A 12,931-nucleotide genomic window follows, 5' to 3' on the forward strand; every position below is an offset into this window, starting at 1 on the left:
GGGCGCGCGCCCGCCGGCACCACCGGCACCACCGTCGCCGCCCTGTCCGCCGTTACCGCCGGTGCCACCGCGACCGCCCTGACCGCCGGTGCCACCGCGTGCGGTGGTGTGCACCTTCGGGTCGTGACGAGACACCGCGTTGCCACCGTTACCGCCCGTGCCGCCCTGTCCGCCGACACCGCCATTGCCACCGCGGCCACCATCGCCGCCGGTACCGCCATTGCCTCCGTTGCCGAAGTTCTGGCCGCCGGTTCCGCCGGCGCCGCCGTTGCCGGCCTTGCCGCCCATTTGGCCGGTGTAGCCGGTGTATCCCTGCTTGCCCGGGTTGCCGTGGTAGCCGGTGACATTGGCGTTCCTGCCGCCGTAGCGGGTCGATTGGGTACCACCCCAAATGCCGATGCCCCCGTTACGGCCGGGGTTGCCCGCCGCGCCGTTCCCGCCGCGGCCACCGCTGCCACCGTTGCCGTAGAAGACGGCGCTACCGCCCCTACCGCCATGCCCGTACAGGCCGCCGCTTCCGCCGTTACCGCCGCTGCCGAAGATGCCGCCGTCGCCGCCGTTGCCGCCATTCTTGCCGGCGTACCCGGCGGCGTCGAAACCGTTGCCCCCGTTGCCCGCAAGCCAACCGCCGGCTTCACCATTGGGCCGGTTGTACGACCCGTTGCTGCCGGTGCCGAACGCTTCGCGCCCCTGCGGATTCCGGCTGGCCTCCACCATCGCGTCGATGACGCGCGGATCGTCGGCCGCTGCCCTGATCTGGGTGGGGCTCATGGACGTCAGCCGCGCGATCTCATTGACATAGCGCGGATCCCGCAGCACCTCCCGCGCCTCTTCCCGAGTCAACGGGCCCCGCAGGTCGACAGAGCCGGCACCCAACCCACCTCGGATCTCGGTGGCCGTCATGGTCGGCGTTTCACCGAGCTGCACGGTCATGATCACCGTGGTGACACCCGGCTGACTGAACAGCCGGAATCCCTTATCGCGCACCGAGAGGGTGAAGGTGTCGGTGCCGACGAAGTTCGGGTCGTCGGGCACGTAGGTGACAATGCCGTTGGCGTCGACGGTGACCTGACCATGAGCCGCCAACCGCTCCATCTGGTAGCGCAGCGGATCACCGTCGGGATCTGTCGCCCCCAGGCTGCCGCTGAGTTTGCCACCGTCACCCATGGTGACCTCGCCGGAGGGCGCCACCGTGGGCCGCTGGTTGCGGAAGGCCCCTTCGATCTGGCGGCGCCAGGTCTCCAGCAATGCCAAGAACCCAAGCTGGCCAAGACCATTGGGCAGATTCACCGGGCCGAACAACGACGGCATCCCGACAGTCGGGTTCGAGGCCAGCGACACCTTCTGAATGACTGCCGGCGCTGCGGCGAGGTCAGCGTCATCGCTTGCGGTGTCCGCCACCGATGGCGCCTTGACTTCGGCGTCGCCGACAGCGGCGACCGGATTCGGATCGGTGTCGGCGGCCGGTTGCTCCACCTTCGGCGCGTCCTCACCCTGAGCTGCCCCGGAACTGGTGACCTCGCCACCGGTAGGGGTGGCGTCGATCTCCCCTGCCTCAGCGAACTTGTCGGCGCCCTTGGTCAGGCCGCCCGACCTGTCCGCCTTCTTGTCGGCGTTGCCTTTCCTGTCGTCCTCATCGTCCTGCTTGTCGTCCTGATCGGTGTCCGAATCTGCTTTTGGCGTGTTCGTCCGGTCCGGTTTCGTGTTGTCCTTGCCGGTCGAACCGGAGTCGTCGGACTTCCCCGACGCGGTGCTTCGAGGCTCCCGCTGAGACTTCGATGACCGACCGGTATCCGACCCGGAATCCTTGGACGGACCGGCAGTCGACGACTTCGACGACGACCCGCTGGATGACCCGCTGGACGAATCGTCAGCCCAGGCCACCCCGGTACTGCCGGCGATCGCGGCACCGACGCCCAGCGCCACAGCAAGCGCACCGACCCGGCCGACATATGCGGCGTAATTCATAGCTTTTCTCCCGATGTACTGGTCCCGCGAGCAAAAGTTCTCGCGAGATGGTGACCGACACCTGCCAGTCGGCCGTGATGTGCTGCAGCATGAAAGTGCCAGGACTGAAGATCCGGAGCGACGGCGACAAGTGGACCGTCAATTCATACCAGTCAGCAAATATTTACGGAACTGCAATCCTCAAATTTCGCCCGACATAGGGGTGAATTCACGTGACTACTTGCCCTCCCTGCGTTCTCCCATCCGACCCGCCCCGGCGCCTGCGGGTCCAAGCCGTCGTCGATCCAGCTGCGCCCTCGGCGGGCCGTCATTCGGTGACGATCACCAGCTGGTGGCCGTACTCGGCCCAGGCCGTCTCGAAATCGGCGATCGAGAGTTGCTCATCGGCGCCGTCGTCGGGTCCGCTGTCGTTGAGGTGCACCACCCCGGCGGCAGTGTCGATGCCGGTGACCACGACGGCGTGAGACCCGTAGTTCGCCCCCGGGGTGTTCCAGAGAATGTCGGCGTCCGCCATCGCGAGCACCGCTCCGCTGGTGTCGAGGTACTGCTCGAGCGCGGGCATCCCGGTGGCGAGGCCGGTGTCGCCCGCAGAGCTGTCATCGGTGTAGACGGACGTCAACCCGTACTGCGCGATGAGAACCGGCAGATCGGTTTCCGAAGTACCGCCACCGGTGTTGGGGTCGTCCAGGTTGGCCGGTTTGACGTAGATGGAACCCGGATGATCACTACTGGGAGTCGCCGCCGCAACGGCGACGATGTCCTCTTCCGACGGGGTGTCCCCGGTGAAGTAGCCGATCAGATGCGCCGACGCCATGATCGCGCAGTCGTCGTAGGTTTGCTTGCTCCAGTTCTCGGAGCCGTACGCCGGGTCTCCGTGCATTCCGATGGCCGCCGACGCAGGTCCGGCATAAGCGACCGCGATCGCGGTCAGCGCGGCGGCGACGGCGGCGGACAGTGCGGTGGTTTTCATGACCGCAGCATGGCGACGCGTCCTTGTCGGATTCTTGGCGAGACCTCAACCGGGCACGCCTCCAGCAACGGGGCACCGAGTATCGGCCGACAGCCACGTTCCGCCGGCCGAGCGCCGTCGTCCAGACGTAGCTGGCAGCCGTGCCCCGACCGGAGGGCACCAGCACGATGGCAACCAAAATCGGGAGTCGACGACGGTCTTGACGGACGATCCGGGACCACCGGCACCTGAAGCGACGTTTCCGCAGCTCACCGGACGTTGAAAACCGGCAGGTCACAGACTTCCAGACAAGCAATCTCGATCGCATAACGATCCGAGCGCCGACTGCAGTTTCCATTCCCATTGCGGTAGCCTCCGGCACCTCGCGTAAGCTGCTGCCCGTGGGACGGCATTCACAACCCAGGAAGCGGCGCAACCCGTCGGCTTTTCTAGTGTCGGTGGCCGTTCCTCTCGGAGTTCTCTTTGCAGTCAAAGGTGATGCCGGCACCCCGCCCGTCGAGATCGAGGCCGCACCGGTGGACCAACTCGCCGCCGGCTCCGGCCCTCTGTCCACCTGCTGTGTGGAGATGGTGGCGGTAGACCCGATCGGATTCGCCGCCCACGGACTGAAGGCCGCAGCCCCCGTCGCCTCGGCGGCGCGGCTGCGGACCGTCGAGCGCACCCTGGTGGCCGGTGTTGCCCCCGAGCGGGGCCTGCAGGTGCGCACCATCCTCACCGCCAGGGCCATCAGCGCCGTGTTCCCCGAGATTCGCGAGATCGGCGGAGTACGGCAGGACTCCCTGCGCTGGCATCCCAACGGTCTGGCGCTGGATGTGATGATCCAGAACCCCAACTCAGCCGAAGGCATCAGGCTCGGCAACGAAATCGTCGCCTTTGTCCTCAAGAATGCCGAGCGGTTCGGTATCCAGGACGCCATCTGGCGCGGTGTCTACTACACCCCCGGCGGAGCCAAGGGCTCTGGCTACGGCCACTTCGATCACGTTCACGTCACCACCACCGGTGGCGGCTACCCGGCAGGCAACGAGATCTACTACCGCTGACCCGCGGGCCCCGGCGATCTCCGTACGACAGCAACCACGGACCCACCCGCACTATTTGCAATTACCGTCAATTGATTCCTCCCGGGGCGGTACTGTCGGCTAACAATCCCGCCGGACAGCAAAGAGGACATCATGGGTGCTGCGCGATACGTAGGTCGGGTCGGCGGTTTGGCAGTGGCACTCGGCGCAGGTGTTGCGATCCTCCTCGCCGCCGGCACCGCGTCGGCGGACACCGACCGCGATTCCAAGAGTTCATCGTCATCGTCATCGACGGCGCCCTCGTCTTCGTCGTCGGCCAAGGGCTCAGACACCAAGCAGCGCAACAGCATCAAGATCAAGTCAGCTACCCGCGCAGACGCCGACAGGCCGGACCGCCGTTTGTCCAAGTCGGCCGACGACGACACGGATTCATCCGCGAAGCAGACCCGGAGCAACCCGACCTCCGACAAGGACGACAACACCACGTCCGAGGACGACACACCAGCCAAGACCATGCGTGCGACCAAGTCCGGCAACGCACCGGACACCGACTCCGGCCATCTCGAAGCCACCCGCGAGATCGACTCGGGCAACGGCGACACGAGCAACCCGGGCACGGGCAGCGGCGACACCGAACACGCGGTCACGCAAACAACCGCCCTCACCCAGGTTCGGACGTCCAAGGCCGCAGCGGCACCGACCACCCCGGATCCCGGCTCCCCGGCAAGCGCGCCCGCCGAGTGGATGCTGGCGGCCGCCGCACGTCGCGAACTCGCCTACGACCCCGAGATCGCACTTGTCGACGGCGTGATCACCGGCATCAACAACGCCGTCAGCTCGAAACCGATGACGTACTCATTGGTGCGCAACCCGAGCGGCGGCGGAAAGCTGAGTCTGCAACCCGACGGAGACTTCACGTTCCTGCCCTACCTGTCCTCGTCAAGGCCGGCCACCACGGAGAAGTTCTCGATCTTGATGGCCGAGCAGACGGCCTTCACGCAGGCGCTGCTGAACATTCCGGTCATCAAACTGATCGCTCCGCGGGTGCTGGTGGTCTTGCAGCAGATCCCGATCGTCAAAGATGTCCTGTCACCGCTCATCGGCCGCGCGGAGGTCTTCGGCGTCGTCGTGAACGTCGCCCCCTACGTCGGCGCGAACCAGGCGCCGATAGCGTTCACCACGAGGATCAAATCCTTCGACGGCACCCCGATCAGCGTCAACCACTTCCCCGCGTCCGGGCTGGGCTTGGGCGAGGATGCCCCGACAATCCTCAACGGTCCCAGCCTGGCCACCGCGGGCTACATCAACCTCAGCCAACCGAACACCGTGTCCGGCCTGGTACCGGGCATCACGACGATGCGGGAAGCCGGCTACAACGTCGTCACCTGGGATCCGCGCGGCGAGTTCGCCTCCGGCGGCCGGATGCATCTGGACTCCGAGAACTACGAAGCCCGAGACGTCTCGGCCATCATCTCGTGGGTCAGCGGGCAACCGGGCACGGCGTTCGAAGGCACCAGCGACGATCCGCTGATCGGGATGCTCGGAGGGTCCTACGGCGGCGGCATCCAATTGACCTCGGCCGGAATCGATCCCCGCATCGATGCGATCGCACCCGGCATCGCCTGGAACTCACTCGAAACGGCGCTCTACCCGAACAATGCGTTCAAGACGGCATGGGCGTCGCTGCTGGCGCTGGCGTTGGTCTCCACCGGCGCCCGGCCCGATCTGGAGATCTACGCCGGTATCACCACCGGCGTGCTGTTCGGCTTCCTCACCCCCGGCCAACGGGCGTTCCTGTCCAGTAACAGCCCCGCCACGGTCGTCGGAAACATCACGGTCCCAACGATGTTTCTACAAGGCACCGTCGATGGGCTGTTCACGCTGCAACAAGCGCTGGACAACGCCGCCGCACTCAATCCCGACGTACCCGTGCGGATGATCTGGTACTGCGGCGGACACGGCTACTGCCTGGATCTCGACAAGGACGCTCAAGCCAGCCAGACCCAGTATCTCATCAACCAGCAGCTGGCCTGGATGGACACCTATGTCAAGTACAAGGGCACCGGGCCCGGGGTGCTGCCCGGTCCCGAGTTCGTCTGGGTCGACCAGAACGGAAACTGGTTCACCGCCAACAACCTTCCGATCGACGGCTCCCCCTTCTTCTCCAGCGAGACCATCGAGGTGTCGGGCCACGGCGGTCTCCTGCCGGTCCTTCCGATCATCGGAGGATCAGGCCCCCAGACCAAGATCCCCTTCCCGATCTCGCTGCCGGCCGCCGCCGCGTCGCGTCACGCCCTGCAGGTCGAGATCCCCGCGCGGCCGGCGGGCAGCCCCGACGTCCATGTGGTGGGTGCGCCCACACTGACACTGACGTACTCCGGCCTGGGCACCAGTCGCAACATCTACGCCCAGCTCGTCGACAACAAGACCGGCCGGGTGCTCGGCAACCTCGTGACGCCGGTCCCGGTCACCCTGGACGGCCACACCCGCACGGTCACGATCCACCTGGAGAACATCGCCTACACCATGGGCGAGGGTGACTCGCTGACCCTGCAGATCGTGGACTCGGCAACCGCCTACGAGGATTTCACGTCACTCGGTCTCGTGAACGTGTCGACAGTGACGATCACGCTGCCCACCGCAGCGGCCGCCACCCCGATGTCGCTGCCGCCGGTGAGTGCGCCGCCGGTAGCTCCAACCCCGTTCTCGGTCGAGAAGCTACTGACCGGTGGCGGCCGGTAGCTGGAAAACAGCACCCAAACATGAATCCAACAACCGGCCTGCGGCCCGCCGACCGGCTACGGTACTGGGCGTGTGCACCCGAATCCTGTGGAACAGCAATGCTCTTGCCGTACTGACCGGCCGCACCATGGATTGGCCGGAGTCCACGCAGCCGCTGCTGGTGGCGATGCCACGCGGGCTGACCCGCCACGGCGGGCTCGTCGGCGGCACGGTCGTTGTGGCCGAGAACCCGCTGACGTGGACCAGCCGCTACGGCAGCCTGGTGACCACCATCTACGGAGTCGGCACCATCGACGGGTTCAACGAACAAGGCCTGGCCGCGCACGGGCTCTATCTGGACGCCTCCGACTTCGGTGAGCGGGACACCACCAAACCCGGTCTGCAGATCGGGTTGTGGGTGCAGTACCTGCTCGACCAGGCGGCCACTGTGCAAGAGGCCCTTGCGCTGATGGACGACATCCAGGTGGTGCTGATCAACGTTCGAGGTTTCGACGCCAACGTCCATCTGGCCATCGAGGATGCCACCGGCGATTCAGCGATCATCGAGATCGCCGGCGGTCAACCGGTGATCCACCACGGCCGTCAGTACACGCTGATGACCAACGATCCCAGCTACGACGAACAGCTGAAACTGCTTGCCGAAAAGGACTTCTCGAAACCCGGCAGCACCACCCCGCTGCCGGGAAATGTCAACGCTGTCGACAGGTTCCAGCGAGCCGCCTACTTCTCCGCGCTGCTGCCCGAACCGGCCACCGAGCGACAGGCGGTCGCCGGAGTCATGGCGATCGCACGCAATGTGTCGGTACCGTTCGGCGCCCCGTACGAGGACTTCGGCATCTACAACACCGAATACCGGACGGTGATCGACCTGACCCACCGCACCGTGTACTTCGAACTGACCGTCAGCCCTGCCGTGTTGTGGGCACAGCTCGACGATCTCGACATCAGTGCCGGCAATGTGCCGGTGGGCATCGACCCGTATGACGAGTCGTTGGCCGGGGACGTGACGTCGAAGTTTGCGCCGGTAGCGCTCGGCTTCTGAGCCACAGCAGACTCCCGAGGTTTCATCGGGGAGCACCGAGTTTCTGTGAGTACGCTGGATGCCATGGACGGCTTCCTGCTGCTTTTGATCCTTGTTGTCGTTGCGGCCATCGGTCTGGCTGTGTGGAGTTCCTCGCGGGCTTCTGGTCGCCGCAACGAAGCGTCCCTGGATGACGCAAAGGCCGACGCGCGGCGCGTCATCGAGCGCCTCGGCGGTCAGGTGATCAGCCTGACCGGCACCGACGACGCCTCCAAGCAGGCACTCGCCGACGCGGCCGAACGCTACACCGCGGCCGGCTCACAGATCGACCAGGCCACCACCGCCAAGCAGGCGCTGCTGGCCAAGGAAAGCGCACTCGAGGGGCTGTACTACGCGCGGGCCGCCCGGGTCGCCATGGGGATGGATCCCGGGCCGGACCTGGAGTTGCTGCACGGCCAGCGCACCGCCGGCCAGGTGACCGAAGACCGCAGCGTGCAGTTCGAAGGCCGTGAGATCGAGGCCTCTCCGTCACCGTCGCAGCGCACCCCGAACTACTACCCCGGCGGCACCGTCGCGGGCCGTCCAGTTCCGGCCGGCTGGTACTCCGAACCGTGGTGGAAGCCCGCCCTGGTGGCCGGAGCCTGGGGCGTCGGTTCGATGCTGCTGTTCAGCACCTTGTTCTCCGGGATGGCCGGTACCGGTTACGAGCAGGGATTTGCTCAGGGTTATGACCAGGGCTTCGATCAGGGCGCCGGCGGTGACGGTGGCGGCGACTTCGGTGGTGACTACGGCGGTGGTGACTACGGAGGCGGCGACTTCGGCGGTGGCGACTTCGGTGGCGGTGGCTGGGGCGACTTCGGTGGGGACTTCGGCGGCTTCTGAGCCGCTCAGAAGCGGCTCTCCAAGCGGGCGGTGACTCCCGCTTCCTGGAGGTCCAGGCGTTCGAGCATCGCCCGTACCGCCTCATCGTCGAGGCGCCCCTCATCACGTTCCCCGATGAGGGCGGCCCGCTGCGCGATCAGCACCGCGCGGTACAGCGCGGCAAATGTCTCGGCACGCACCGTGTGCGCCTCCGGATCCGGCATCTCGTCCGCGTCCTGGGAGTGGCGCGCGATGGTCGTGCGGATCTCGGCCAGGGCCCTTGGATCCAATCCCTCGGGTGGGTTCGCCCCGAACTCGTCGAGCACTTCACCTGCCGCCTGCTGGACGATTCGCTCCGCCTTGGCAGTTTCGGCGTAGGTGTAGGCGTGGTCGGCGTCCGAGGACAGCTCGACCCGTCGGATCAACAGCGGCAATGTCCAACCCTGTAACAACAGGGTGCCGACGCTGACCACAAACGCGATCGCCTGGATGGTGGCACGTTCAGGGAACGGCTCCCCCGCCGCCGTCGTCACCGGAATGGCAGCTGCGGCAGCCAAAGTCACCACACCTCGCATGCCCGTCCAGGACACCACCACGTTCTCCTGCCAGGTGAGCGACCGATTGTCGATGCGGGCCCGCCATTTTGCCTTCTTGGCGCGTTTCCGGGTACCGAGTGCACCGCGGGCCTCGCCCTCCGGGACCCGGACACTGAGCCGCTTGTCGACCTCTCGTGACAGCACTCCGCGACCGAACATCGCAAATACCGAGGTCGGCCGAATCACCAACACCACCAACAACACAACACCCGCCGCGATCCCCACCTCGGCCAGCGACTCGTGGGCTTCGCGCAGATCCTCCAACACGAACCGCAGATGCAGTCCGATGTAGGCGAATACGAATGCCTCCAGCAACACGTCGACGGAGTTCCACACATACCGCTCCTGCAGACGGGTTTGGTAACCGGCGTCCAGCGATCCGCTGCCGACAACAAATCCGGCGACCACCACGGCCAACACTCCGGACGCGTGGAGGTGCTCCGCTGCGATGAACGCGGCGAATGGAACCACCAGTCCCTGCACTGTTTCCAGACCAGGGTTGGCCAGCCGACGCCGGATCCAGAGCGTCACGTAGCCCAGGGCGGCGCCGACCAGCGGCCCGACGACTGCCGAATAGCCAAACAGCAGTACCGGGTTCTCGATGAAGGTGTGGGTGCCCGCGACATGAGCCACCGCTATCGAGAACAACGTCAGTGCGGCGGCGTCGTTGATCAGGCTCTCGCCGGTCAGGATCGCCATGACGCGTTTCGGCAACCCCAGCTTGCGGCCGACCGCGACCGCGGTCACGGCATCGGGTGGGGCGACGATGGCGCCGAGCACCAGCGCAGTCATGAAGGTCAGCGGCACCACCACCAGCCAGGAAGATATCGCTGCCACCGTGAACGCGGTGACCACCACCAGCGCTACGCCGAGGCCGATGATGGGTTTGATGTTGCGCAGGAATGTCGGGAACGAGAAGTTGAGAGCCGCCGAGTAGAGCAGCGGCGGCAGTACGACCGTCAGCAGGATGTGCGAATCGAGTTCAGGTGCTTCGAATCCCGGCAGGAACGACACCGCGGCGCCGATCATGACGATGATGAGCGCTGGTTCCAGGCCGCGCCGATGGGCAATGGCGGTGACCACGATCGCGCCGACGACGACCAGGATGAGTTCCATCGGCCAATTGTCGCGTCAATCCCCAGAATTCGCTGACCGACCCGCTCAGGTCTGACACGTTGGGCACCAGAAGACGTTCCGGCCTTCGAGTTCGACCGTCTTGATCGGGGCGCTGCAGATGCGGCAGGGCTCCAGTGCACGACGGTAGACGTAGGTGCGGGGCCGCCCGGGGCGATACGACGGGGCACCATGGTCGTCCTCGGGGCGCACGACGACGATCTTCCCGCGCCGCAGACCGACATTCATCAGGTCCACCAGATCGGCCCACATCGCTGTGAACTCATCGGAAGTGATGGTGACACCAGGACGGAACGGATCGATGTGGTGGCGGAAGAGCAGTTCATTGCGATAGACGTTGCCGACACCGGCGAGCACGGTCTGATCCATCAGCAGTGCGCCGATGGTTCTGCGGGACTTGGTGATCCGCGCCCAGGCCGGTGCCGGGTCGGCGTCCTTGCGGAGCGGGTCGGGGCCGAGTCTGGCAACGACCTCGACCACCTCGCCCTCTTCGATCACTTCGCACACGATCGGGCCACGCAGATCGGTCCCGTACTCGGTGCCGATCATCCGCATCCGAATCTGCCCCACCGGATCTGGGATCTCTTCGATATCGACCGCGGGAAACTCGGTGAACGTGCCGTAGAGCCCGAGATGGACGTGCACCACGCGGCCGCCGTCATAGTGATGGAACAGATGCTTGCCCCAGGCATCGGCTTTTTGCAGGGTGCGTCCGTCGACGGCCGCTGCGCCATCGGTGAACCTGCCCTGCGGGCTGCCCACCCGCACCGGCGCCCGCCCGAACCGGCGTTGATGCAGTCGGGCGAGCCGGTGCAGCGTGTGCCCTTCAGGCACCTACTACTCCGGGGCTCCGGGTACCGGCGGCGCCTCGTGTGTCGACTCGTACTCAGCCAGGATGTCGATACGGCGTTGGTGGCGTTCGGCTTCCGACCACGGCGTCGCCAGGAACGCGTCGACGATGGCGAGAGCCTCTTCGGTGGTGTGCATGCGCCCACCGATACCGATCAGCTGGGCGTTGTTGTGCTGGCGCGCCAGTTCGGCCGTTTCGGTGCTCCACGCCAACGCACACCGCGCGCCCGGCACCTTGTTCGCGGCGATCTGCTCACCGTTTCCGGACCCGCCGAGAACAATGCCCAGGCTGCCTGGATCGGCCACGGTCTTGACGGCCGCGGCGATGCAGAATGTCGGGTAGTCGTCTTCGGCGTCATAGGAGTAAGCACCGCAGTCGACCGGCTCGTGGCCGCCCGCCTTCAGATGCTCGATGATGGCCTGTTTCAGTTCGTATCCGGCGTGGTCGGCACCGAGGTAGACGCGCATGCCGGTAACCCTACTTTCCCGGTGTTGACCCGTTCCACAGGTCCTTCCCGCAACCGCGGGCACGGTGCGGGAAGCACCGCCCGCTAACCGTGGTCAGCCACGACTTCGGCACCGATCGTGTGATTTCAGCAAAATACCTGAAGCCTGCACAAAGACGTCCATTTACCCTCGATTCGAGAAGAAATCCGGGATGAGCGTCAAGGCATGGCGACGTGATATCGCTGGAAAATGCGACGCTACCTGGATAAATACCAAAGTAGGTGAGTTCGGTACCTCTTTGTATATTTTCCGCCTCAACAACGCGGCAACAACAGCCGCAGTGAGCCTTGACGGCGATCCCCGCAAATTTGACAATCATGTCAGCGGTTCTCAGGAAACGTACAGGACAGGCCTACCGAGGGGGCAGGCCGACACAACCCAGGGGGGTCTTGCCATGTATGTGAAGTACGGGCGATCAGTTCAGAAGTTCGTGACAACAGGCGTCGCCGGAGCCGCGATGATCGGAATGGGCGCCGCGGTGGCCGCCACCGCCGCCACCGCGCCACCGACGGCCACCACAAGAACCGTGGAGGTGGCGCTTGCCAACAGCTCCGACTGCTTGAACGCCGACAACAGGCTGGACGCCTATTGCGATTCCAACCTTGTCGGCGCTTCCGTGGGCCTGCTGCTGGACCCGTCGATGTTCGAACCGTTCTTCCGCCCGATCATCGGACCCGGCGGCTGGCTGATCGGCAACGGGCTCGATGCTCTCGAGATCGATCCGAACTGCACCGAGAACTGCCGCGGCGGCAACGGCGGACTGCTCTGGGGCAACGGCGGCAACGGCGCGTTCGGCGGAGCCGGCGGCAACGCCTTCTTGTTCGGTAACGGCGGACTGGGCGGGGACGGCGGCTATTACGACGACGACACCGCCACCTGGGTTTCACTGGGCGTCGCCGGAGGCAAGGGCGGCAACGGCGGCTGGATCTCCGGCAATGGCGGCAAGGGCGGCTATGGCGGTGATGCCATCTACGAGGACGGCGTCAAGGTGTCCGACGCGTTCGCCGGCGGCAGAGGCGGCAACGGCGGATTCTTCTTCGGCAGTGGCGGTGAGGGCGGTGAAGGTGGCTACGACCAGAACACCCTTGATGACGACCCCACCACCGAGGTGAACGAGGCGGATGCCACCGGGGCCGCCGGCGGGGCCGGCGGGAGCAGCGGCCTGCTCGGAAACGGCGGCAAAGGCGGGGCGGGCGGCTTCGCGAGCTCGTTGAACGGCAACGCGACCGGCGGTGACGGTGGCGCCGGCGGCACGGCGACAACC

The 12,931-nt window shown here is 65.9% G+C and carries 9 protein-coding genes and 1 pseudogene; 5 read left to right on the forward strand and 5 right to left on the reverse strand.

Annotation, left to right across the window (positions count from 1 at the left end; genetic code table 11):
- Both WBB07_RS25940 and WBB07_RS25945 read right to left on the reverse strand, forming a co-directional pair.
- Positions 1–1,968: Ig-like domain-containing protein (locus WBB07_RS25940; protein WP_526312001.1), on the reverse strand; the 1,968-nt coding region annotated here is incomplete at its 3' end.
- 307 nt (positions 1,969–2,275) lie between these two features.
- On the reverse strand, positions 2,276–2,938 hold the full coding sequence (locus WBB07_RS25945; RefSeq protein ID WP_526312003.1) for a C39 family peptidase: 663 nt from the start codon (positions 2,936–2,938) through the stop codon (positions 2,276–2,278).
- Positions 2,939–3,318: 380 nt separating this feature from the next.
- Between WBB07_RS25945 and WBB07_RS25950 the strand changes: the two genes are divergently transcribed.
- The 4 genes from WBB07_RS25950 to WBB07_RS25965 all read left to right on the forward strand — a co-directional run bounded on the left by WBB07_RS25950 (position 3,319) and on the right by WBB07_RS25965 (position 8,602).
- Positions 3,319–3,978: a VldE C-terminal domain-containing protein gene (locus WBB07_RS25950; RefSeq protein ID WP_526312005.1), complete on the forward strand. Its 660-nt coding sequence runs from the start codon at positions 3,319–3,321 to the stop codon at positions 3,976–3,978.
- A 132-nt stretch (positions 3,979–4,110) separates the two neighbouring features.
- Entirely contained in the window at positions 4,111–6,699 is a 2,589-nt protein-coding gene (locus WBB07_RS25955; protein ID WP_526312007.1) for a S15 peptidase family protein, read from the forward strand.
- A gap of 70 nt (positions 6,700–6,769) precedes the next feature.
- Positions 6,770–7,741 carry a bile salt hydrolase gene (gene bsh / locus WBB07_RS25960; RefSeq protein ID WP_526312009.1) on the forward strand — a complete coding sequence of 324 codons (972 nt, stop codon included), beginning with the start codon at positions 6,770–6,772 and terminating at the stop codon, positions 7,739–7,741.
- A 63-nt stretch (positions 7,742–7,804) separates the two neighbouring features.
- Positions 7,805–8,602: a DUF1542 domain-containing protein gene (locus WBB07_RS25965; RefSeq protein ID WP_526312017.1), complete on the forward strand. Its 798-nt coding sequence runs from the start codon at positions 7,805–7,807 to the stop codon at positions 8,600–8,602.
- Between the two features lie 5 nt (positions 8,603–8,607).
- Here WBB07_RS25965 and WBB07_RS25970 read toward each other — a convergent pair whose 3' ends face one another.
- Genes WBB07_RS25970 through WBB07_RS25980 form a run of 3 tightly spaced genes read right to left on the reverse strand, consistent with a single transcriptional unit; the run spans position 8,608 to position 11,628 of the window.
- Complete coding sequence (locus WBB07_RS25970; RefSeq protein WP_526312011.1) at positions 8,608–10,293, reverse strand: cation:proton antiporter; 1,686 nt, start codon at positions 10,291–10,293, stop codon at positions 8,608–8,610.
- A 45-nt stretch (positions 10,294–10,338) separates the two neighbouring features.
- Positions 10,339–11,145, reverse strand: a complete 807-nt coding sequence (locus WBB07_RS25975) for an Fpg/Nei family DNA glycosylase (RefSeq protein WP_526312013.1) — start codon at positions 11,143–11,145, stop codon at positions 10,339–10,341.
- 3 nt (positions 11,146–11,148) lie between these two features.
- Entirely contained in the window at positions 11,149–11,628 is a 480-nt protein-coding gene (locus tag WBB07_RS25980) for a ribose-5-phosphate isomerase (RefSeq protein ID WP_526312015.1), read from the reverse strand.
- 469 nt (positions 11,629–12,097) lie between these two features.
- Here WBB07_RS25980 and WBB07_RS25985 point away from each other — a divergent pair.
- Positions 12,098–12,931 (forward strand): annotated as a pseudogene (locus tag WBB07_RS25985) (hypothetical protein); the annotation flags it as partial.

Source organism: Mycobacterium sp. (assembly GCF_049647605.1).
Taxonomy (GTDB): Bacteria; Actinomycetota; Actinomycetes; order Mycobacteriales; family Mycobacteriaceae; genus Mycobacterium.